This window comes from Rhodovulum strictum (genome assembly GCF_009649175.1).
Lineage (GTDB): Bacteria > Pseudomonadota > Alphaproteobacteria > Rhodobacterales > Rhodobacteraceae > Rhodovulum > Rhodovulum strictum.
The window spans coordinates 100,090-120,050 of record NZ_WJPO01000008.1 but is presented as its reverse complement, the minus strand read 5'-3'; the positions used below and the strand labels follow the sequence as shown (position 1 = coordinate 120,050).

General features: G+C 68.7%; 23 protein-coding genes. 15 read left to right on the top strand and 8 right to left on the bottom strand.

Annotated elements, in window-relative coordinates; translation table 11 throughout:
* The first annotated feature begins 22 nt into the window (after positions 1-22).
* Positions 23-1,972: an aspartate--tRNA ligase gene (gene aspS, locus GH815_RS07550; protein WP_153748151.1), complete on the top strand. Its 1,950-nt coding sequence runs from the start codon at positions 23-25 to the stop codon at positions 1,970-1,972.
* A 4-nt stretch (positions 1,973-1,976) separates the two neighbouring features.
* Positions 1,977-2,735 carry a BglII/BstYI family type II restriction endonuclease gene (locus GH815_RS07545; RefSeq protein ID WP_153748150.1) on the top strand — a complete coding sequence of 253 codons (759 nt, stop codon included), beginning with the start codon at positions 1,977-1,979 and terminating at the stop codon, positions 2,733-2,735.
* Here the strand turns inward: GH815_RS07545 and GH815_RS07540 are convergent.
* Positions 2,708-3,340, bottom strand: coding sequence for an MT-A70 family methyltransferase (locus GH815_RS07540; protein WP_153748174.1), 633 nt, complete (start codon positions 3,338-3,340; stop codon positions 2,708-2,710). The two genes, GH815_RS07545 and GH815_RS07540, sit on opposite strands and share 28 nt — an antisense overlap.
* A gap of 313 nt (positions 3,341-3,653) precedes the next feature.
* Here GH815_RS07540 and GH815_RS07535 point away from each other — a divergent pair, with 313 nt between their 5' ends.
* The gene (locus GH815_RS07535) at positions 3,654-4,397 is read left to right on the top strand and encodes a GNAT family N-acetyltransferase (protein WP_246176348.1); all 744 of its coding nucleotides are present in this window, start codon (positions 3,654-3,656) and stop codon (positions 4,395-4,397) included.
* A 62-nt stretch (positions 4,398-4,459) separates the two neighbouring features.
* Complete coding sequence (gene mce, locus GH815_RS07530; protein ID WP_153748149.1) at positions 4,460-4,864, top strand: methylmalonyl-CoA epimerase; 405 nt, start codon at positions 4,460-4,462, stop codon at positions 4,862-4,864.
* A gap of 36 nt (positions 4,865-4,900) precedes the next feature.
* Here the strand turns inward: mce and GH815_RS07525 are convergent, their stop codons facing one another.
* Positions 4,901-5,602, bottom strand: coding sequence for an EI24 domain-containing protein (locus GH815_RS07525; protein WP_246176347.1), 702 nt, complete (start codon positions 5,600-5,602; stop codon positions 4,901-4,903).
* Positions 5,587-6,165, bottom strand: coding sequence for a nitroreductase family protein (locus GH815_RS07520; protein WP_153748148.1), 579 nt, complete (start codon positions 6,163-6,165; stop codon positions 5,587-5,589). The genes GH815_RS07525 and GH815_RS07520 overlap by 16 nt, the downstream gene beginning before the upstream one ends.
* Positions 6,166-6,259: 94 nt before the next feature.
* Here GH815_RS07520 and GH815_RS07515 point away from each other — a divergent pair, with 94 nt between their 5' ends.
* Positions 6,260-6,508, top strand: a complete 249-nt coding sequence (locus tag GH815_RS07515) for a DUF167 domain-containing protein (protein WP_153748147.1) — start codon at positions 6,260-6,262, stop codon at positions 6,506-6,508.
* A 6-nt stretch (positions 6,509-6,514) separates the two neighbouring features.
* On the opposite strand, the gene GH815_RS07510 is transcribed toward GH815_RS07515, so the two are convergent.
* Complete coding sequence (locus tag GH815_RS07510; RefSeq protein WP_153748146.1) at positions 6,515-6,754, bottom strand: hypothetical protein; 240 nt, start codon at positions 6,752-6,754, stop codon at positions 6,515-6,517.
* Between the two features lie 132 nt (positions 6,755-6,886).
* On the opposite strand from GH815_RS07510, the gene GH815_RS07505 reads away from it, so the two are divergent.
* Positions 6,887-7,156: a DUF6455 family protein gene (locus GH815_RS07505; protein ID WP_153748145.1), complete on the top strand. Its 270-nt coding sequence runs from the start codon at positions 6,887-6,889 to the stop codon at positions 7,154-7,156.
* A 6-nt stretch (positions 7,157-7,162) separates the two neighbouring features.
* The gene (locus GH815_RS07500) at positions 7,163-7,423 is read left to right on the top strand and encodes a DUF6455 family protein (protein ID WP_281354782.1); all 261 of its coding nucleotides are present in this window, start codon (positions 7,163-7,165) and stop codon (positions 7,421-7,423) included.
* Between the two features lie 59 nt (positions 7,424-7,482).
* Here GH815_RS07500 and GH815_RS07495 read toward each other — a convergent pair whose 3' ends face one another.
* From GH815_RS07495 to purD, 3 genes are all read right to left on the bottom strand, one after another.
* Positions 7,483-7,995, bottom strand: coding sequence for a DUF4405 domain-containing protein (locus GH815_RS07495; protein ID WP_153748143.1), 513 nt, complete (start codon positions 7,993-7,995; stop codon positions 7,483-7,485).
* A gap of 80 nt (positions 7,996-8,075) precedes the next feature.
* Positions 8,076-8,387: a divalent-cation tolerance protein CutA gene (gene cutA / locus GH815_RS07490; protein ID WP_153748142.1), complete on the bottom strand. Its 312-nt coding sequence runs from the start codon at positions 8,385-8,387 to the stop codon at positions 8,076-8,078.
* Positions 8,388-8,513: 126 nt separating this feature from the next.
* A complete protein-coding gene (gene purD, locus GH815_RS07485) occupies positions 8,514-9,776 on the bottom strand; it encodes a phosphoribosylamine--glycine ligase (RefSeq protein ID WP_153748141.1) in 1,263 nt (420 codons plus the stop codon).
* Positions 9,777-9,867: 91 nt separating this feature from the next.
* Between purD and GH815_RS07480 the strand changes: the two genes are divergently transcribed.
* Both GH815_RS07480 and xseA read left to right on the top strand, forming a co-directional pair.
* A complete protein-coding gene (locus GH815_RS07480; protein WP_153748140.1) occupies positions 9,868-10,353 on the top strand; it encodes a hypothetical protein in 486 nt (161 codons plus the stop codon).
* On the top strand, positions 10,353-11,909 hold the full coding sequence (xseA, locus tag GH815_RS07475; protein ID WP_153748139.1) for an exodeoxyribonuclease VII large subunit: 1,557 nt from the start codon (positions 10,353-10,355) through the stop codon (positions 11,907-11,909). The genes GH815_RS07480 and xseA overlap by 1 nt, the downstream gene beginning before the upstream one ends.
* Before the next feature lie 10 nt (positions 11,910-11,919).
* Here the strand turns inward: xseA and GH815_RS07470 are convergent, their stop codons facing one another.
* Positions 11,920-12,330, bottom strand: coding sequence for a hypothetical protein (locus tag GH815_RS07470; protein ID WP_153748138.1), 411 nt, complete (start codon positions 12,328-12,330; stop codon positions 11,920-11,922).
* 1,264 nt (positions 12,331-13,594) lie between these two features.
* On the opposite strand from GH815_RS07470, the gene ftsY reads away from it, so the two are divergent.
* The 6 genes from ftsY to glmM all read left to right on the top strand — a co-directional run bounded on the left by ftsY (position 13,595) and on the right by glmM (position 19,951).
* On the top strand, positions 13,595-14,926 hold the full coding sequence (gene ftsY / locus GH815_RS07465; RefSeq protein ID WP_407072168.1) for a signal recognition particle-docking protein FtsY: 1,332 nt from the start codon (positions 13,595-13,597) through the stop codon (positions 14,924-14,926).
* Positions 14,927-14,944: 18 nt separating this feature from the next.
* Positions 14,945-15,850 (top strand): EamA family transporter, encoded by a 906-nt coding sequence (locus GH815_RS07460; RefSeq protein WP_153748137.1) that lies wholly within the window; start codon positions 14,945-14,947, stop codon positions 15,848-15,850.
* Between the two features lie 6 nt (positions 15,851-15,856).
* Complete coding sequence (locus GH815_RS07455) at positions 15,857-16,471, top strand: inner membrane-spanning protein YciB (protein WP_153748136.1); 615 nt, start codon at positions 15,857-15,859, stop codon at positions 16,469-16,471.
* Positions 16,472-16,604: 133 nt separating this feature from the next.
* Positions 16,605-17,555 (top strand): dihydroneopterin aldolase, encoded by a 951-nt coding sequence (locus GH815_RS07450; protein WP_153748135.1) that lies wholly within the window; start codon positions 16,605-16,607, stop codon positions 17,553-17,555.
* Between the two features lie 39 nt (positions 17,556-17,594).
* Positions 17,595-18,608 carry a dihydropteroate synthase gene (gene folP / locus GH815_RS07445; RefSeq protein WP_153748134.1) on the top strand — a complete coding sequence of 338 codons (1,014 nt, stop codon included), beginning with the start codon at positions 17,595-17,597 and terminating at the stop codon, positions 18,606-18,608.
* Positions 18,605-19,951 carry a phosphoglucosamine mutase gene (glmM, locus tag GH815_RS07440; protein ID WP_153748133.1) on the top strand — a complete coding sequence of 449 codons (1,347 nt, stop codon included), beginning with the start codon at positions 18,605-18,607 and terminating at the stop codon, positions 19,949-19,951. The genes folP and glmM overlap by 4 nt, the downstream gene beginning before the upstream one ends.
* Positions 19,952-19,961: the final 10 nt, after the last annotated feature.

The following is a 19,961-nucleotide window of genomic DNA, read 5'->3' as shown; positions in this document are numbered from 1 at the left end:
CCCATACCCGAAGGATCGCCCCATGCACCCGTTCCGCAGCCATACCTGCGCCGGCCTGACCAAGGCCAATGTCGGCGAAACCGTGCGCCTGTCGGGCTGGGTGCATCGCGTGCGCGACCATGGCGGCGTGCTGTTCATCGACCTGCGCGACCATTACGGCGTGACGCAGGTGCTGGCCGACAGCGACAGCCCTGCCTTTGCCGCGGTGGAAAAGGTGCGCAGCGAATGGTGCATCCGCGTCGACGGGGTGGTGAAGGCGCGCGATGAAAGCCTGGTGAACCCGAAACTGCCCACCGGCGAGATCGAGGTCTTCATCCGCGAGGTCGAGGTGCTGGGCCAAGCCGAGGAGCTGCCGCTGATGGTCTTCGGCGATCAGGACTACCCCGAGGAAACGCGCCTGCGCTACCGTTACCTCGACCTGCGCCGCGACAGCATGCAGGCCAACATGAAGCTGCGCTCGGACGTGGTGGCCAGCATCCGGCGGCGGATGTGGGACAAGGGCTTTCGCGAATTCCAGACCCCGATCATCACCGCCAGTTCGCCCGAGGGGGCGCGCGACTTCCTCGTGCCCTCGCGGCTGCATCCCGGCAGGTTCTATGCGCTGCCGCAGGCGCCGCAGATCTTCAAGCAGCTCATCATGGTCTCGGGCTTCGACCGCTATTTCCAGATCGCGCCGTGCTTCCGTGACGAAGACCCGCGCGCCGACCGCAGCCCCACCGATTTCTACCAGCTCGACATGGAGATGAGCTTTGCCACCCAGCAGGACGTGTTCGACACCGTCCAGCCGGTGATCGCGGGCATCTTCGAGGAATTCGGCAATGGCCGCCGGGTCGATCAGGACTGGCCGCAAATCTCTTATGCCGACGCCGCGAAATGGTACGGCACCGACAAGCCCGACCTGCGCAACCCGATCAGGATGCAGGACGTGTCCGAGCATTTCCGCGGCTCGGGCTTTGCCATCTTCGCCAAGCTGCTGGAGCAGGACGGCACCGAGATCCGCGCGATCCCCGCGCCCGGCGGCGGCAGCCGCAAGTTCTGCGACCGGATGAACGCCTTTGCCCAGAAGGAAGGGCTGCCGGGGATGGGCTACATCTTCTGGCGTGAGCGCGGTGACGGAGACACTGAGAACTTGGTAGTGCGTGCTTTGGTGGGGGCAGAGGACTACGACAAATTCAAAAATCGAGAACTTGAAGGTGCAGCTGCTGAAGGAAAGCTCAAGATTCTTGAAGCTCTGGATCAAGGTGATCTTGATAGAGTTCACTTCCTAACCAACGCATACTTTGGCGAGATTGAGGCCGCCGGCCCCCTGGCGAAAAACATCGGCCCCGAACGGACCGAGGCGATCCGCCTCCAGCTTGGCCTTGGCAAGGGCGACGCCGCCTTCTTCCTCGGCGGCAAGCCCGCGGCCTTCGAGGCGGTAGCGGGCCGCGCGCGCAACGTGATCGGCGAGGAACTGGGCCTGACCGAGAAGGACCGCTTCGCCTTTGCCTGGATCGTCGATTTCCCGATGTACGAGAAGGACCCGGAAACCGGCGCCATCGACTTCAGCCACAACCCGTTCTCGATGCCGCAGGGCGGCATGGCGGCGCTGGAGGGCGATCCGCTGGACGTGCTGGGCTATCAGTACGATCTGGCCTGCAACGGCTATGAACTGATCTCGGGCGCGATCCGCAACCACCGCCTCGACGTGATGTTCAAGGCTTTCGCGCTTGCGGGCTATGCCGAGGACGAGGTGCGCAGCCGCTTCCCCAGCCTTGTCAACGCCTTCCGCTTCGGTCCGCCGCCGCACGGGGGCTGTGCCGCGGGGATCGACCGGATCGTGATGCTGCTGGCGGACGAGCAGAACATCCGCGAGGTCATCATGTTCCCGATGAACCAGCGCGCCGAAGACCTGATGATGGGGGCGCCCACGCTGCCCACGAACGAGCAGTTGCGCGAACTCAGGCTCAGGGTCTTGCCGCCCGAGGAATGAGGCGATGTTCGCACGCCTGAGGCAGGCGGGCTTCGACGTGATGGTGAAGAACCACGCCGAAGCCATCCTCGGCGTCGATTTCCCGGCCGAGACGGCGGAACTGATCGACGCGCTTCTGGCCGTGTCGATCCCGGCGGGCGAGCTTATCGCCTCGGGCGGGGGCGAGGCACGCTCGACCCAGCGGCTGCGCCGTGAACTGGCGGCGCTGGGCTGGCGCAAGCACAATTTCCGCATCGAGACCACGGTTGACGGCGTGGCGCTGGGCGACGGCACCAGCCACGAGATCGACCATATCAGGCGCGGCGCGGCGGGCACGCTGGCGCTGGAAATCGAATGGAACAACAAGGATCCGTTCTTTGACCGCGACCTTGAGAATTTCCAGCGGCTGCATGCGCAGTCGATCATCAGCGCAGGCATCATCGTCACCCGCGGCGCGGCGCTTCAGGCGGGGCTGCCCGGGCTGGTCGAGGGGGTTCTGCGCGGCGCGGGCATCGACGGAGAGGCGCCGCTGGTCGCGATGGGCATGAAGGACCGGACCGCGCGCCAGCGCGCGGCGGTCGCCCGCGCGGTCGATGCGGGGATGGACTTTGCGTCGGCCTTTGCCCGTCAGTTCGTGGCCGACAAGTTCGGCGTGGCGACCACGCATTGGTCGAAACTGGCCGACCGCGTTGCGCGCGGGGTGGGGAACCCGTGCCCGCTCCTGCTGATCGGGCTGCCGCTGACGGCGGTCGTGCCCTATTCGGCCGCCAGCGAGGAATTATAGGCGTAGGTGGCCCAGTCGGGGCGATAATCCTCGTCCGCCTGATTGCCCCAGACCGTCCATCCCTGCCGGACACCGCGGCCGAACAGTTCCAGATAGGGGCCCCAGGAACAGCTTTCGATCAGGTCGTATTGCTCGTCCGGCTTGCGGGAATGTTCACGCTTGCGGGTTTGCAGCATGTTGACCTGCCGCCGCCCTGCATCCAGCGTTCGCGCATTGCGCCCCCGCGTGCCGAACAGAAGGATCTCGGTCACGTTGCGGAAATAGAATCCCACGCCGCGCCCGTCCGAGCCGCCATCCTTGCGGACCTTGTGCCAGACGATGTTCGACTTGTATTCGAACCCCCAGGCCGAGAGCACCTGCAACCCCTGCGGCAACAGCGCGTTCGGCACCCACAGGTAGCAATGCGCCCGCTCGGCCAGATGCTCGGCCACGGGCAGGGCACAGATCTCGTCAACCTCTAGCGTGGGATAGCGCGACAGGCGGCGATGTTCCGGCGCGACCTTGCCGGTGCGGTTGACGAATCGCCAGGGCGGGTCCGCCAGCACGGTGCCGAACCGGCCGCCGCCCAGAAATCGTTGCAGGTCTTGTGCCGGAGAGATTGTCATATCCAACATATTGGCGGATTTCCCCCGATGCTCCAACTGGAACAATAAGGGAACATATCCGGATTGACAAACCCTTTCCGTGCGCGCGGCCGGGATCAGGCGGGCCAGACCGTTCCCAGAAGCGCAAGCGTGAGCGAACTGGCGCCGCCCCAGAACACGGCACGGTCGAACAGGGTCTTGACGCGGTCGACGAACATGGCGGCGCTCCTTCTTGGTAGGGCCGACGTTGCCCGGGGATTCGGGCGCGAATTGGACCCGGGCCGCGCAGGATCCGGGCAGATGGGGCTTGCAGGCGGCCCCGGAACCGGCAGGAATGGCGACGACAGTTCGGAGGGCGGGTATGGATGCGGCGTTACCCCTGGGCGCAGAGGTCGCGGGCTGGACGCCCCCGCCCCGGCCCGCGCGGCAGGCGATGGCGGGGCGCCATGCGGTGCTGGAACCGCTGGACCCCGACCGGCATTGCGCCGAGTTGCACGCCGCGAACCTGGCCGATCCCGCGATGTGGACCTACCTGCCCTATGGGCCGTTCGCCTCCGAAGACGCCTATCGCCACTGGGCCGAAAGCGCCGCGACGACCGATGATCCGCTGTTCTTCGCCGTCCGCGATGCCCGATCAGGGCGTGCAGGTGGCGCGATGAGCTATCTGCGCATCGCGCCCGAGGCGGGCTCGATCGAGATCGGGCATATTGCGCTGTCGGCGGGGATGCAGCGCAGGCCCGCGGCGACCGAGGCGATGACGCTGATGATCGGCTGGGCCTTTGGGGCGGGCTATCGGCGCGTGGAATGGAAGTGCAACGCGCTGAACCTTGCCTCGCGCCGGGCGGCGGAACGGCTGGGGCTGAGTTACGAGGGCATCTTTCGGCAGGCCACCGTGGTCAAGGGCCGTAACCGCGACACCGCCTGGTTCGCCGCCATCGACAGCGAATGGCCGGCGCTGAAGGCGGCCTATGCGGCCTGGCTTGAGCCCGCCAATTTCGACGCGGACGGGCGGCAGCGGCTGCGGCTGTCGGACCTGACCCGGCCCATCCTTGCGGCGCGCGATCCGGCGCTGGCCTGAGGGCTTGCGCCGCGGCGCGGCGTGACGGATAACCCCCACGACCAAGCCCGAGGAGAAAGCCCATGATCGGACGTCTGAACCATGTCGCCATCGCCGTTCCGGATCTTGCCGCTGCGGCCGCGCAATATGCCGACACGCTGGGCGCCAAGGTCGGCGCGCCGCAGGACGAGCCCGACCATGGGGTGACCGTGGTGTTCATCGAACTGCCGAACACCAAGATCGAACTGCTTTATCCGCTGGGCGAGAACAGCCCGATCAAGGGGTTCCTGGAAAAGAACCCCGCGGGCGGGATTCACCATATCTGCTACGAGGTCGAGGATATCCTGGCCGCCCGCGACCGGCTCAAGGCGCAAGGCGCGCGGGTGCTGGGCACTGGCGAGCCCAAGATCGGCGCGCATGGCAAGCCGGTGCTGTTCCTGCACCCCAAGGATTTCAACGGCTGCCTGGTCGAACTGGAACAGGTCTGACCGACCGGTTGCGGGGGCGGTGCCCGGCCGCCCCGCTCAGCCCGCCTGCAAGCGGTTCACCATATGGGTGAAGACCGCAGCGCCCAGGATCGGGATCAACAGGTTCACCACGGGCACCGACAGCGGCACCGCCATCAGGACACCGGCCACGAAGATCATGCCCGCATGGCGGCGGCGCAGCGCCTTCGCCCCCTTGCGCCCCAGCCGCCGCATGGCCGCCATCTGGAAATACTCCCGCCCCAGCAGGAACCCGTTCACCGTCCAGAACAGCAGGGGCGCCAGCGGACCGACGAAGAAATAGGCCACCAGCGCCACAAGGTTCACCCCCACCACGACCGCCAGAAAGCCCAGCGAATCGCGGATCTGGTCCAGCACGGGCACGGGCTTGACCGGCGGCAGCGACGGGTAATGCCGCGCCTCGACCGCCTCGGCCACGTCATCGAGGAAAATGCCGATGAAGGCCGAGGCCACGGGCACCATCAGGAACACCGACAGCACGATCATCAGGATCAGCGAGGCCCCCGACAGCAGATTGTCCACCCAGGCCACCGTGCCGATCCAGGGCAGGGTGATGCTGTCGGGCACCAGCCAGCCGATCAGCAGGAAGACCACCGCATAGATCGCGGCCAGCAGCCCCACCGACAGCCCGATTCCCAGCAGCAGCACCTTGCGGAAGGTGCGGTCGCCAAGCTGGCCCAGTGCCTTGAGAAAGGCCGAGAAGATCATTCCGACACCCATCGCGTGATCGCGTCCAGATCGGGGCGGGGGCGGTCGGGCGGGGCGGCGGTCTCGGTGCCGATATGGATCAGGCCCGCGACCCGTTCCTGCGGTGCAAGCCCCAGCCCGGCCTCGACAAAGCCGCGGTCATGGGCGGGCCAGCCCGACAGCCAGTTCGCCCCCCAGCCCGAGGCATGCGCCGCGTTCAGCAGCGCAAGGCAGACCGCGCCCGCCGAATAGACCTGTTCGATCTCGGGGATCTTGTCCGACGGCTTCGGCGACGAGATCACGGCAACCGCCAGCGGGCTTGTCTCATAGGCGGCGGCCGCCTTGTCGATCGCCTCGGCCGCATGGCCCAGCTCTGTGCCGCGGGCGCGCACCAGCCCCGCGAGTCGGCGCAAGGCGGGTGCCTCCAGCACGATCAGCCGCCAGGGTTCCAGCTTGCCGTGATCGGGGCTGCGCAGCGCCGCGGTCAGGATCGGCCCCAGTTGGCCACGGTCGGGCGCAGGCGCGCACAGGGTCTTGGCGGGGCGCGAGCGGCGGGTCAGCAGGAAGTCCATCACCTCGGGGCGGGGGGCGGGCATGCGCGTCTCCATCTTGTCGCCCCTGATGTCGGATATCGCGGCGCGCGGCGCAAGCCCGGCTTGACGCGCCGCGCGCCTGTGGCAAGCAAGGGGGATGGACCTTGCCCATCTTGCGACCCCCGGAACCGAGATCGCCCTGCGCGTAACCCCCAAGGCGTCGCGCGACCGCATCGTGGCCGAGGACGGCCTGTTGCGCGTCTATGTCACCTGCGTCCCCGAGGACGGCAAGGCGAATGCAGCGGTCATCAAGCTGTTGTCCAAGGCGCTGGGCGTGCCGAAATCGCGGCTCGAGATCATCCGCGGCCACACCGCGCGGGACAAGCTGATCCGGGTGCTGGGCTGAGGGTTGTCAGTCGCGCTCGGGACCGATGCGGTAGATCCCTTCGGGCAGGTCCAGCGCGGCGCCCAGTTCGTGCACCTGGCCCAGCGACAGCGTGATCTTCTGCACCTCGCCCGTGCGCGCATCAAGCTGTTCGATGGTCACGCAATCCTCGAAGGCGGTGATCGTCACATCCTCCTGCAAGCCCTGCCGCCCCTCGTCGACAAGGGTGATCACGGTGGCGTCGAAATCGTGCTCGATGGTGAACATGGGCTCAGGCTAGCCGCCGCCGCGCGCCTTGTGAAGCGATTGCGGCGGGTCCGGCCGACTTGACACGCATCAAGGCGCCCGCCTGCGCCTTTCGCTTTAGTGGCGAAGTCAAGAGCCAACGGGAGATCGCGGATGTCTGGCCAGACGAAATACGGCGAACATGCCGCATTGGTGGAAAAGATGGCCGAGGCGCTGGGCCTCGATCTGACCGAAGAGATGATGGCCGGCAACTGGACGCCCGAGGACATGCAATCGACCGTGTCCCGCTGTCTGGGCTGCACCGACCCGGCCCATTGCAAGGGCTGGCTGGGCGAGCACGCGGAGGGCACCGAGGAAACGCCGGACTATTGCCGCAACAAGGATCTGCTGGAGGCGATGCGGACACGGCTGGTGTCTGCCTGAGGCGCGATGGAAGAGCGGGGCAGGCTGTCAAAGCATTTCTGGCTGACGCAGGGTATGGCGCGGACCATCGGCGTCAATGTCAACGGCGCGCTTCAGGCCGGGCGGCTGGCCCGGGGCGAGTTTGCCGGGATGGTCGCGACTTGCTGCCATTGCGACCGGACCGAACGCTGCATGCCCTGGCTCGCCCGGCAGGGTGCGGGGGCCGAGGCCGTGCCGGACTGGTGCCCGCTCAAGTCCCGGCTCGAGGCGCTGAAACCCCGCGCCTGACCCCGGAACGCTACAAGGCCCCGCCAACCGGACGGGGCCTTGTGCATTCTGGGGGGCGTTCAGCCGCGCGGCGTGGCAAGGATGACCTTGATCAGTTCCATTTGCGCCGGCCGGTCGCCGCCCGCCAGCGCCGCGATCGAGGCGTCGTAATCCGCGCCCGCATAGCCCGCATCGCGCAGCCGTTCGGCCAGTGCCTCGGGGCTTTCGTTCAGCACCACCGCCAGCGTGTCGAGCGGCGCGGCCGCAACCCGGTTCAGCAGCGCGAAATCGGGCCGCCCGCCCTGGCCCTGCGCGCCCCCCAACGGCAGGAAGGTCAGCGCCAGCAGCACCGCGAACAGCGCCGTCGCGGCCTGCCCCGTCGGGCGCTTCAGATGGCCGAGAAAGGGCCGCCAGTTCACCGCCACATGCAGCGCCACGATGGCCACGAAAGCCAGCCCCACCCATTCGTGGGCCAGCTTGTTCAGCCCCGTATTGGCGTGAAAGAACAAAAGGATACCTGTCACGCCAAGGAGCAGCGAGGCCCCGATGGTCAGCGGCGTGGCGAATTTGCGAAGGGTAGACTGGGCGGACATTGCGGAAACCTCGATCCGTGTGGGAGTATCGAGGCGTCATACGGACCGCCCTTTCGGTTCCGTCGGGGTGCGACAAGCTGTCAGCCCCGGCGCGTTTCCCAGGCCAGCCAATCCTCGGCTTCCTGCGTGCTGGCGACGGTTTCCCAGGTGATGACGGGCAGCTCGTAGGGGTGTTCGACCTCGATCAGCGTGACCAGATCGGCGCGGGCGGCCTCGGTCGTCTTGAAGGTGATCTGCACCTCCTCCTCCTCGGACATTTCGCCCTGCCAGTGAAACAGGCTCAGAACGCCCGGGGTGATGTTCGCACAGGCCGCCAGCCGTTCGGCCAGCGCCGCCTGCGCGATGGCGCGGGCGGTGTCGAGATCGGGGCAGGTGGTGGTGACATGGATCATGGGCATCCCGGCTGACTGGTCGCGTTGATCATAGCCGTTTGCGGGTGGACCTGCACGCCGGTCAAGACGCGCTCTTGTCCGGCGTCACCGCAATCCCCGGTTCGGACAGCCCGGATGCAAGCCGGACTATAGCGCCCGCCAGCCGATATCGCGGCGAAAGAACCCCTCGGGCCAGTCGATCCGGTCGACCATGCCATAGGCGCGCTGCCGTGCCTCGGCCAGGCTTGCCCCCCGCGCGGTGACGTTCAGCACCCGCCCGCCCGTGGCCACCACCTGCCCGTCGCGCCGCGCGGTCCCTGCATGGAACACCATATGCGCGCTGTCTTCGGGCAGGCCATCGAGCCCGCGAATGGCCGAGCCCTTTTCATACGCCCCCGGATAGCCCCGGGCGGCCATAACCACCGTCATCGCGTGATCGTCGGCCCAGTTCACCCGCGCCTCGGCCAGCCGCCCCTCGGCACAGGCCAGCAGCAGATCCAGCACCTGCCCACCCAGCCGCATCATCAGCACCTGACATTCCGGATCGCCGAAGCGGACATTGTATTCCACCAGCCGCGGCACCCCGTCCTTGATCATCAGCCCGGCATACAGCACGCCGCGATAGGGCGTTCCGCGCCGCGCCATTTCGGCAATCGTGGGTTTCACGATCTCGTCCAGCGCGCGGGTGCAGACGGCATCTGTCATCACCGGGGCGGGGGAATAGGCGCCCATCCCGCCCGTGTTGGGGCCGGTATCGCCGTCGCCCACGCGCTTGTGGTCCTGCGCGGTGCCGATCGGCAGCACGGTCTCGCCATCGCAGAGCACGAAGAACGAGGCTTCCTCGCCCTCCATGAATTCCTCGATCACCACCTCGGCGCCCGCACCGCCGAAGCTGCCGCCGAACATCTCGTCGATGGCGGCAAGCGCCTCCTCGACGGTTCCGGCCACGATCACGCCCTTGCCCGCCGCCAGCCCGTCGGCCTTGACCACGATGGGGGCGCCCTGCGCCCGCACATAGGTCCTGGCCGCATCGGCATCGGTGAAATGGCCATAGGCCGCCGTGGGGGCGCCGCAGGCGTCGCAGATGGCCTTGGTGAACGCCTTGGAACTTTCCAGCGCTGCGGCGGCCTGTGAGGGGCCGAAGCACAGGATGCCCGCCGCCGCCAACCGGTCGGCCACCCCTGCGGCCAGCGGCGCCTCGGGGCCGATCACCACGAAATCGACGGCGTTTTCCTCGGCGAAGACCGCGACCGCGCCGCCATCCTCGATGTCGAGCGCCGCGCATTCCGCCAGTTCGGCGATCCCGGCATTGCCTGGCGCCACGATCAGCCGGTCGCATTTCGGGTTTTGCAGGATCGCCCAGGCCAGCGCATGTTCGCGCCCGCCGCCGCCGAGGATCAGGATGTTCATGGGGCTCTCCGCTTGGCCTTCGACCCCGGGCGTTCTAGGCTCGCGCCGAGGCAGAGGCAACTCGGATTCCCGGGCGGAGGCGCAGCGACGGATGACATGGGCAGAGCTTTTCGCACCGGCCATGCTGCGCGATCTGGTCGTGGCGCTGGCGGCGATCGGGCTGGGCATCTGGCTGCCCGGCCTTGTGGCGCTGCGCCGCTTGCGCAGCCGGCACTGGTGGGAGAAGAAGGCGGCCTTCTACCAGGAGGTTGTCGCGGTGCTGGGCCAGCTCAAGCAGTTCGAGGATGCCGCCTTGCAGGACGAGACCGACGGCCGGGCGCAGGACGGGGATGCGGCGGACCGCGCCGCCTGGGACCACGAGGAAGCGCGCCAGCACCTGCGTCGGCTTGCCAATGAGGGGCTGTTGCTGATGTCGCCCGACAGCCAGGACGCGATCCGGCGCTATTTCCGCGGAATGGATCTTGCGCGCGGCAAGGAAAGCGGCATGGAACGGCTGATCGAGCGCGCGACGGTCACCAATGATGCGCTGGTCGAGGTGATCGCGGCGGCACGCAAGGATCTGGGGGTGCGCGGGTGATGTCCGATCTGATCGAGGACGAGGGGCCGGGCGGCAATGCCCCGGAATTCACCGTTTCCGAAATCTCGGGCGCGGTGAAACGCACCGTCGAGGGCGCGTTTTCCCATATCCGCGTGCGCGGCGAGGTCGGGCGCGTCAGCCGCCCGCGCTCGGGCCATGTCTATCTCGACCTCAAGGATGACCGGAACGTGCTGGCTTCGGTGATCTGGAAGGGCGCGGCCGCCCGTCTGGCGACCCAGCCCGAAGAGGGGATGGAGGTGATCGCGACGGGGCGGCTGACCACCTTTGGCGGGCAGTCGCGCTATCAGATGGTGATCGACGACATCCAGCCCGCCGGGCTGGGCGCGCTGATGGCGATGCTGGAAAAGCGCAAGGCCGCGCTGGCCGCCGAAGGTCTGTTCGCCGCCGACCGCAAGCGTCCGCTGCCCTATCTGCCGCAGGTGATCGGGGTGGTGACCTCGCCCTCGGGGGCGGTGATCCGCGACATCCTGCACCGTTTGCGCGACCGCTTTCCCCGCCCCGTGCTGATCTGGCCGGTGGCGGTGCAGGGGGCGGCCTGTGCGCCCGAAGTGGCGCGCGCGATCCGCGGCTTCAATGCCTTGGCCCCGGGCGGGCCGATCCCGCGGCCCGATCTGCTGATCGTGGCGCGCGGTGGCGGCAGCCTGGAGGATCTGTGGGGTTTCAACGAGGAAATCGTGGTGCGCGCCGCGGCCACGTCGGCGATTCCGCTGATCTCGGCGGTGGGGCACGAAACCGATACAACGTTGATCGACCTTGCCGCCGACCGCCGCGCGCCCACGCCCACGGCCGCCGCCGAAATGGCGGTGCCGGTGCGGCTGGACCTGCTGGCCGGGCTGGACGGGCTGGAGGCGCGCCGCTCGATGGCGATTGCCCGGGCGCTGGGCCAGCGCCGCCAGCGGCTGACCGATCTGGCCCGCGCGCTGCCCCGGCCCGAAACGCTGGTGCAGGCGGCGGCGCAGCGGCTGGACCGCGCGTCGGACCGGCTGCCCATGGCGATCCGCGCCCGCGTCAGCCGCGAGCGGCTGCGCCTGTCCGAGGCTGCCGCGGCCCTGCGCCCCGCGTCGCTGCGGCGGCGCATCGCGCAGGAGGCCTGGCGGCTCACGGATCGCGCGGGACGGGTGGCGCCCGCGCTCGAACGGCTGATCGCCCTGCGCCGCCAGCAACTCGACGCCCGCAGCGCGCGGCTGCGGCCCGAGGCCGTGGGGCGCCAGATCGCGGCGCGGCAGACGGCGCTTGCCGCGCTCGACCGGCGGCTGGCCGCAGCCCTTGTCGCGGGACTCGAACGCCGCCGCACCCGGCTGGAGGCGCTGGACCGCATGCGCCAGGGGCTGGGCTATCAGGAAACGCTGCGCCGGGGCTTTGCGGTCGTGCGCGGCGATGGCCGGGTCGTGACCACCAAAGCCGCCGCCGAAGCCGCCGGGGCGCTGGAGATCGAGTTTCAGGACGGCACACTTGCCATGGGCGCCGCCGCCGAGAAACCCGCCAGACGCCCCCGCAAGGCAGGCGATCCGCCGGATCAGGGCTCGCTGTTCTAGGCCCGTTGCCTCAGACGCCGACCTCGGGGCCGGTGCACATCAGCGGCTCGCGGCTTTGCTCCACCTCGATCAGTTCTGTCTGGGTGGGGTCATTCTCGAACCGCGCCATCAGGCCCGTCGCCGAGCGGTAGAAGCTCCAGCATTGCGGGTCGTCGGGGCGGTGTTCATAGGCAAAGCAGATCTGGCCGTTCGACTCGTACCACACCCCTTCGGTGCATTCCCCGTCAAGGAAGGTCCAGATCACCCGCCGCCCGCTGAGATATTGTTCAGCCCCATAGGCAATCCCGCGGGACGCATAGAACAATGTCTTGCCCGTCGCATAGCGCTCGAACTCGTCGCCGCTCATCAACTGGGGCTCTGCCGCCTGGACGGGGGCTGCCAGGGCAGCGATCAGGGGCAGGGCAGTCAAAAGGGGGCGCATTCCGTTTCCTTTTCGAACATCAGGCCGCAGTTTGCCAGAGCGGGGGGGGAATGGCCAGTAGCCCCGGGGTGCGGCGGCAGGCGGCATCGCGGCCCAGCGGTGTCCGGGGCAGGATGGGGCGCGCAGCGGCCGGGGGTGGCCCTCTTCCCATGGGCGCCGTTTGCGCTTAGGTCATGCGAGTTCGGCGGCAAGACCCGCAGGAGGCAAGATGGCGTTCTTCAAGAAGCTCAGGGACAAGCTCCGGGGCTCGTCCTCGAAGATCGAGGAAGGGCTTGAGGCCATCGTGCGCGACGGCGGCAAGGAAGAGGTGATCGAGGTCGAGGAGCCCGGCCCCGATCTGCCCGAAAGCCCGGCCGAGGCCGAGCCGCCCCCCGAACCGGATCGCCCGGCAGAGCCCGCCCCCGCGCCCCTGGTGCTGGGCGCAGAGTTCGCGGTTGCTCCGGGGCCGGTGCCGGTGGAGCCGGTTGCCGCGCCGCAAGAGCCCGAGGCGCAGGCGCATGCCGCAGAAGCGCCGATTGCCGTTTCCGATCAGGACGGGCCATCACCAGCCGAACCGCCTGCGCCGTTCGAGGTTCCCGCCGAACCCGAGCCCAGCGCGGAATTGCCGGAACCGGAGGCCGCGGAGCCCGATTCAGGCGAGCAGGAAATCGTTGCCGAGGCGGAACCTGAGCCAGAGGTTGCGCCCGAACCCGTTGTCGCGCCGGAACCCGTGGTCGAACCCGAGTCCTCGGTTCCGCCCCCGCCAGCCACCGGTTGGGAACCGGCGCCTGCCTTGCCCGCAGCGCCCGAACCCGCGACTGGCTGGGAACCCGCGCCCGCCTGGCCGCCCGCCCCCGAACAACCAGCCACGGGCTGGGCGCCCGCCCCCGCCTGGCCCGCAGCGCCCGCCCCGGCCGAACCTCCGGCGCAAGCCGTGGAACCTGCGGCCGAATCGGGTCCGTCCGAACCCGAACCCGGGACGGCCGCCGACGAGATTGCCGAAGCGGAGGTCGAGGCCGAACCAGAGATCGTTGCGCAGCCCGAACCTGAGCCCGAGCCCGAAGCAGAAGCGGAGCCTCTGACGCAGGCCGTTTTGTCGGTCGAACCTGAACCTGAACCTGAGCCGGAGGCTGAGCCTGAACCGGAGCCGCTTGACATCGCGGCCGCAACAGAACCGACAGAGCCCGAGGCCCAGGAACCGGCGGCGGGGCCCGAGCCGGAACCAGAGGCAGAGCCGTTGGCGCAGGCCGTTCCGGAGCCAGAGCCAGAGCCTGAACCCGAGCTTGTGGACCTGTCGCCCGAAGCTCCAGTCTTGGCTGAACCGGGCGAGCCCGAGATCTGCGAACCGGTCGTCGAGCCTGAGCCCGAGCCAGAACCAGAGCCTGTGACGCAGGCCATTCCGGAACCCGAGCCGGAGCCAGAGCCTCAACCTGCGCCAGAGCCCGAACCAGAGCCTCAACCGGAACCGGAACCCGACTTGCCGCCGGAACCCGAGCCGGAACCCGAACCCGCGCCGGTCGAGCTGCCGCCCGCAGAGCCCGAGGCGCCTGCGCCCCCGCCTGTCGAGTTGCCCGACCTGCCCGCCGAACAGCCCGACTGGACGCCGCAGGAAATGCCGCCGCCCGAAGCCCCGGTCGAGATGCCCTATGAGCGCGGCGTCTCGGCGCTGGAGGCGCTGGAACGGGGCGGGGTCGTCGAGGAGGTCGAGGAAGAGGAGGAGGCGCCGCGCCGCGGTTTCTTCGGCCGCGTCCTTGGCCGCACGATCCGCAAGAAGACCGTGATCCGGCGCGAGCTGGATGACGACATGCTGGAAAGCCTGGAGGAATTGCTCATCACCTCGGATCTGGGGGTGGACACCGCGATGCGGGTGACGGCGAACATGGCCGAAGGCCGGTTCGGCAAGCGGCTGTCGGTCGAGGAGATCAAGGAGCTTCTGGCGCACGAGATCACCCGGATCATGGAACCCGTCGCCCGCCCGATGCCGCTTTATCCGAAGAAGCCGCAGGTGGTGCTGGTCGTCGGCGTCAACGGCTCGGGCAAGACCACGACGATCGGCAAGCTGGCCAGCCAGTTCCGCGCGGCCGGCAAGTCGGTGATCATCGCCGCGGGCGACACGTTCCGCGCAGCCGCGGTCGAGCAGTTGCAGGTCTGGGGCCAGCGCGCGGGGGTGCCGGTGATGACCGCGGCGCAGGGCACGGACCCGGCCTCGCTGGCCTTCGACGCCATGGCGCGGGCCGAGGCCGAGGGCGCGGATCTGCTGCTGATCGACACGGCGGGGCGGTTGCAGAACCGGCAGGACCTGATGGCCGAGCTGGAAAAGATCGTGCGCGTGATCCGCAAGCGCGACGAGACCGCGCCGCATAACACGCTGCTGGTGCTGGATGCGACCACCGGGCAGAACGCGGTCACCCAGGTCGAGATCTTCCGCAAGCTGGCGGATGTCTCGGGGCTGGTGATGACCAAGCTCGACGGCACCGCCAAGGGCGGCGTTCTGGTGGCGCTGGCCGACAAGTTCGGCCTGCCGATCCATGCCATCGGGGTGGGCGAGCAGATCGACGATCTGGCCCCCTTCGAGCCCGAGGATTTCGCGCGTGCGCTGGCGGGGCTGGATGCCTAGGGGCCGTCAGGGCCAGCGATGACCGACTGGCTGATCTCGATCGAGGGAACCGCGACCGGGCATCGGGTCGCGGTGATGCTGGCGCTGATGGCGGCGGTCCTGCATGCGGTCTTTGGTGCGTTGCAGAAGGGGCGGCACGATCCCTGGCTGTCGCGCGGGGCCATCGACTTTTCCTATGGTGCGATGGCCGCGCCGCTGGCGCTGTTCGTGGTTCCATGGCCCGAGCCGCATATGTGGCCGATCTTTGCCTGGGTCTTCGTGATCCATCTGGGCTACAAGATCGCGCAGGGCCATGCCTATGCGCGCGGCGCCTACACGGTGGTCTACCCGGTGGTGCGCGGGACCGGGCCGCTGTTCACGGTGATCGGGGCCTATCTGCTGTTCGGCGAGGTGTTCACGCCGGTGCAATGGCTGGGGGTGGCGGTGCTGCTGGCGGGGATCTTCGGACTGGCGGCCTATAACCTGATCCACTGGCAGCTTGACCGCGAGACGTTGAAACCCGCGCTGATGCTGGCCGTGCTGACCGGCGGGTTCGTCGCCCTTTACACCACCTATGACGCCTATGGCATAAGGGCCACGGCGGATCCGTTCACCTTTCTGGCGTGGTTCTTCTTCATCGACGGGCTGACGGTGATGCCCTGGCTTGCCGCCGCGCGCTGGGCAAGGATGGCGCATCGGCCTGAACTGGGGCCGTTGATGCTGCGCGGGCTGGCGGGGGGCGTGGTGGCGTTCTTCAGTTTTGGCGCGGTCATGCTGGCGACGCGGCTGGACAAGGTGGGGCAGGCGGCGGTACTGCGCGAGACCTCGACCGTGTTTGCGGCGCTGATCGGCTGGCTGGTCCTGCGCGAGACGGTCGGGCCGCGGCGGCTGGCGCTGATGGCATTGATCGCGGCAGGCGCCGTGATCGTCGAGATGGGAGGCTGAAGCCCGATGGATGACAGGAAACCGATCAAACCCGGCCTGAAACTTGCGCTGGAACTTGGCCCCATCGCGGCCTTCTTCATCGCCTATCTGATGCTGCGCGAGCATGTCTTCACCATCGCGGGCAGGGATTACGACGGCTTCGTGCTGGCGACCGCGGGCTTCATCCCGCTGATCCTGCTGACCACGGGGCTTCTGTGGCGGCTGACCGGCCATGTCTCCAAGATGCAGGTGGCAACGGCCGTGCTGGTCGTGGTGTTCGGCGGGCTGACGGTCTGGCTGAACGACGAACGCTTCTTCAAGATGAAGCCCACGATCATCTATGCGCTGTTCGCGGGCGTGCTGGGCGTAGGTCTGTTGCGCGGCCAGTCCTACCTGCAATTCGTGATGGAAGAGATGGTGCCGATGCAGCGGGCGGGCTGGATGATCCTGACCCGGCGGCTGACGGGGTTCTTTGCCGGGCTTGCGGTGCTGAACGAAGTGATCTGGCGCACGATGTCCACCGATATGTGGGTCAATTTCAAGACTTTCGGCCTGACCATCGCGATCTTTCTGTTCTTCATGACGCAGGGCAAGCTGTTCGAGAAATACGGGATCGAGGCCAGCAAGAAGGACGGCGTCTGAACCGGCCGTCCCCTGCCCGCGGCGCGCGGTTCGGTCGCTTGCGGCCCATGCCCTGCCGCGCCGGGGCTGTCCCCGGCGGACGATCCGGCGTATCAGGGGGCAAGACCGGCCCAGCATCCGGCCCGGAGGCCCCATGAGTGACGACATCCGCCTTGCCTTTGCCCACCCGTCCGAGCGGGCGGCGGCGCTGGACCCCGCGCGGCCCATGCGCGACCGCATCTCGCTGCGCGATCATGTGGTCGAGGTCGAGATCGGTGCCTTTCAGCCCGAGCGCGGCACCACCCAGCGGGTGCGCTTCAACGTGGTGGTCGAGGTGCGCCCCCATCCCGCGCCGCTGGACGACGACGTGGACCGGGTGCTGTCCTATGACACCATCGCCGAGGCCATCGCGGCGGAACTGTCCTGCGAGCGGCTGAACCTGCTGGAAACGCTGGCCGAACGCATCGCCGAGCGCATCCTGACCGAGCCGCAGGCGATGCGCGCCTATGTCCGGGTCGAGAAGCTGGACCGCGGTCCCGGCGCGCTGGGGGTCGAGATCGTGCGCGACCGCCGCCCCGATGCGCCGCGGCTGGTGCAGTCCGCCGATCCCGAACAGGAGGCGCTGCATCACCCGCTGGTGGTGTTCCTGTCGAACGCGGCCATCGCCGATCCGGCGCTGCCGCACTGGCTTGACCGTATGGGGGCGGGGGCGCATCCGGTGGTGCTGTGCGTTGGCGCGGCCGATACGCCTGCGCCGCGCTCGGCCATCGCGCCGGCTCAGCGGCGGATCGACCTGCTGGCCATCGAACAGAATGCCTGGGTGCTGGCAGGCCGCGATCCGCGCTGTGTCGTGCGCGGCAGCCGGACCGAGATCGACTGGGCGATGAAGCATCGGCAGTTCACTGTCTGGGCGCCCTCCAAGATCGTGCTCGATTCCGTCGAACACCCCTCTGCCAGCCCGCGCGACGCGGTGGCGCTGGCGCTGTGGCTGGCCCGCCAGTTACAGGCCGCGCGGGTGCTGGTGGTGGGCATGGGCGAGGTCGCGCCGGAGGCCGGGCCGGGCGTCGCGGCGGTGGCGCCGGGCGCGCTGCTCGACGCGCTCTGAGGGCTTGCCAAGGCGCGGCGCATCGCCCATTCAACCGGCATGCGCTACTTTCGCCCCCTTGTTCAGACCGACGCCGCGCGGCCGGCCGATGCCTTGCCGCTGGCAGACGGCTGGGCCTGGTTCACGCTGGCCGAGGAGTTGCGCCGCGACGCGCCCCCCCGGCTGCTGCGCGCCACCGACCTGCCCGAGGAGGTGCGCGCCACTCTGACCGCCCCACGCCCCGCGCTGGCCGGGCTGAGCCTGGACCGGCCGCGGATCATGGGCATCCTCAACGTCACGCCCGACAGCTTTTCCGATGGCGGCCGCTTTGCCGATCCGCAGGCGGCGCTGGCCCATGGCCGGGCGCTGGCGGCTGGGGCCGACATTCTGGATATCGGCGGCGAATCGACCCGGCCCGGCTCGGCCGCGGTGCCCGAGGCTGACGAGATCGCCCGCACCGCCCCGGTGATCGCGGCACTGCGCGCGGCGGGGGTGACAACGCCCATTTCCATCGACACGCGCAAGGCCGCGGTCGCCGCGGCGGCGCTGGCCGCAGGGGCCGACATGGTGAACGACGTGGCTGCGCTGGGTTTCGATCCCGCGCTGGCGGGGGCCGTGGTGCAGGCCGGGGTGCCGGTGTGCCTGATGCATGCGCAGGGCGACCCCGCGACGATGCAGGACGATCCGCGCTATGATGACGTGCTGCTGGATGTCTACGATTTCCTTGCCGCCCGCATCGCCGCGGCCGAGGCCGCAGGAATTCCGCGCGCGCGCATCATGGTCGATCCGGGCATCGGCTTCGGCAAGACCGTGGCGCATAATCTGGCGCTGATCCGCGGCCTCAGCCTGTTCCACGGGCTTGGCTGCCCGATCCTGCTGGGCGCCTCGCGCAAGCGGTTCATCGGCACGCTGGGCGGGGCAGAGCGGGCGGATCAGCGCGGGCCGGGCTCGATTGCCGTGGCGCTGGCCGGAATCGCGCAGGGGGCGCAGATTGTGCGCGTGCATGACGTCGCCGAGACGCGACAGGCGATCCGGCTTGATGGCGCGCTGAAAGGATATGGAGAAGTCATATGACCAGAACGATTTTCGGCACCGATGGCGTGCGCGGGCGCGCCAACAGCTATCCCATGACCGCCGAGATGGCGCTGCGTCTGGGCGCGGCGGCGGGGCGGTATTTCCGCAAGGACCGATCCGACAAGCACCGCGTCGTGATCGGCAAGGACACCCGCCGGTCCGGCTACATGCTGGAAAACGCGCTTACTGCGGGGCTGACCTCGACGGGGATGAACGTGCTGCTGCTGGGGCCGGTGCCGACGCCCGCGGTGGGGTTCCTGACGCGGTCGATGCGGGCGGATCTGGGCATCATGATCTCGGCCAGCCACAACCCGCACCATGACAACGGCATCAAGTTCTTCGGCCCCGAAGGCTTCAAGCTGTCGGACGAGGCCGAGGCCGAGATCGAGGCGATCCTGAACGGCGAGATCCAGTTGGCCAAGCCCGAGAATATCGGCCGCGCCAAGCGGATCGACGACGGGCTGTGGCGCTATGCCGAATATGCCAAGACGACCTTCCCCGCGGGGCGGCGGCTCGACGGGCTGAAGGTGGTGATCGACTGCGCCAACGGCGCGGCCTATCGCGTCGCGCCCGAGGTGCTGTGGGAACTGGGGGCCGAGGTGATCCCGCTGGGCGTGTCGCCCAACGGTCTGAACATCAACGACAAATGCGGCTCGACCCACACGGATGCGGCGGCCGCGGCCGTGGTGGCGCATGGCGCGGACATCGGCATCTGCCTTGATGGCGATGCCGACCGGGTGATGATCCTCGACGAAACCGGCGCGGTGGCGGATGGCGACCAGATCATGGCGCTGTTCGCGGAACGCTGGGCCGAGGAGGGGCGGCTGAAGGATGGCACGCTGGTCGCCACGGTGATGTCGAACCTCGGGCTGGAACGGCATCTGGGCGCCCGCGGGCTGCGGCTGGAACGTACCGCTGTCGGCGACCGCTATGTGGTCGAGGCGATGCGGCGGGGCGGCTGGAACCTGGGCGGCGAGCAGTCGGGCCATATCGTGATGACCGATTACGGCACCACCGGCGACGGGCTGCTGGCCGGGTTGCAGTTCCTTGCGGCGATGGTCGAGACCGGACGCAAGGCATCAGAGCTTGCCCGCCGGTTCGCGCCCGTGCCGCAGATGCTGCAAAACGTCCGCTATGGCGCAGGGGCGGATCCGATGGGCGCGGCGCCCGTCAAGGCCGCCATCGCCGCCGCCGAAGACCGGCTGACCGGCTGCGGGCGGCTGTTGATCCGCCGCTCGGGCACCGAGCCCCTGATCCGCGTCATGGCCGAATGCGAGGACGAGGCGCTGCTGGCCGAGGTAGTGGGCGGTGTGGTGGAGGCCGTCAGTCGCGCGGCGGGCTGAGGCCACGAAA

Bases quoted from the DNA above. Each gene is read 5' to 3' on its own strand.
- mce (WP_153748149.1), top strand. From the start codon at position 4,460: ATGATCGGACGTCTGAACCATGTCGCCATCGCCGTTCCGGATCTTGCC.
- GH815_RS07480 (WP_153748140.1), top strand. From the start codon at position 9,868: ATGACATGGGCAGAGCTTTTCGCACCGGCCATGCTGCGCGATCTGGTC.
- GH815_RS07535 (WP_246176348.1), top strand. From the start codon at position 3,654: ATGGCGACGACAGTTCGGAGGGCGGGTATGGATGCGGCGTTACCCCTG.
- GH815_RS07495 (WP_153748143.1), bottom strand. From the start codon at position 7,995: ATGTCCGCCCAGTCTACCCTTCGCAAATTCGCCACGCCGCTGACCATC.
- GH815_RS07470 (WP_153748138.1), bottom strand. From the start codon at position 12,330: ATGCGCCCCCTTTTGACTGCCCTGCCCCTGATCGCTGCCCTGGCAGCC.
- GH815_RS07455 (WP_153748136.1), top strand. From the start codon at position 15,857: ATGGATGACAGGAAACCGATCAAACCCGGCCTGAAACTTGCGCTGGAA.
- GH815_RS07545 (WP_153748150.1), top strand. From the start codon at position 1,977: ATGTTCGCACGCCTGAGGCAGGCGGGCTTCGACGTGATGGTGAAGAAC.
- GH815_RS07500 (WP_281354782.1), top strand. From the start codon at position 7,163: ATGGAAGAGCGGGGCAGGCTGTCAAAGCATTTCTGGCTGACGCAGGGT.
- GH815_RS07460 (WP_153748137.1), top strand. From the start codon at position 14,945: ATGACCGACTGGCTGATCTCGATCGAGGGAACCGCGACCGGGCATCGG.
- GH815_RS07525 (WP_246176347.1), bottom strand. From the start codon at position 5,602: ATGGGTGTCGGAATGATCTTCTCGGCCTTTCTCAAGGCACTGGGCCAG.
- GH815_RS07450 (WP_153748135.1), top strand. From the start codon at position 16,605: ATGAGTGACGACATCCGCCTTGCCTTTGCCCACCCGTCCGAGCGGGCG.
- folP (WP_153748134.1), top strand. From the start codon at position 17,595: ATGCGCTACTTTCGCCCCCTTGTTCAGACCGACGCCGCGCGGCCGGCC.
- GH815_RS07540 (WP_153748174.1), bottom strand. From the start codon at position 3,340: ATGACAATCTCTCCGGCACAAGACCTGCAACGATTTCTGGGCGGCGGC.
- glmM (WP_153748133.1), top strand. From the start codon at position 18,605: ATGACCAGAACGATTTTCGGCACCGATGGCGTGCGCGGGCGCGCCAAC.
- cutA (WP_153748142.1), bottom strand. From the start codon at position 8,387: ATGATCCATGTCACCACCACCTGCCCCGATCTCGACACCGCCCGCGCC.
- aspS (WP_153748151.1), top strand. From the start codon at position 23: ATGCACCCGTTCCGCAGCCATACCTGCGCCGGCCTGACCAAGGCCAAT.
- xseA (WP_153748139.1), top strand. From the start codon at position 10,353: ATGTCCGATCTGATCGAGGACGAGGGGCCGGGCGGCAATGCCCCGGAA.
- GH815_RS07505 (WP_153748145.1), top strand. From the start codon at position 6,887: ATGTCTGGCCAGACGAAATACGGCGAACATGCCGCATTGGTGGAAAAG.
- GH815_RS07520 (WP_153748148.1), bottom strand. From the start codon at position 6,165: ATGCCCGCCCCCCGCCCCGAGGTGATGGACTTCCTGCTGACCCGCCGC.
- purD (WP_153748141.1), bottom strand. From the start codon at position 9,776: ATGAACATCCTGATCCTCGGCGGCGGCGGGCGCGAACATGCGCTGGCC.
- GH815_RS07515 (WP_153748147.1), top strand. From the start codon at position 6,260: ATGGACCTTGCCCATCTTGCGACCCCCGGAACCGAGATCGCCCTGCGC.
- GH815_RS07510 (WP_153748146.1), bottom strand. From the start codon at position 6,754: ATGTTCACCATCGAGCACGATTTCGACGCCACCGTGATCACCCTTGTC.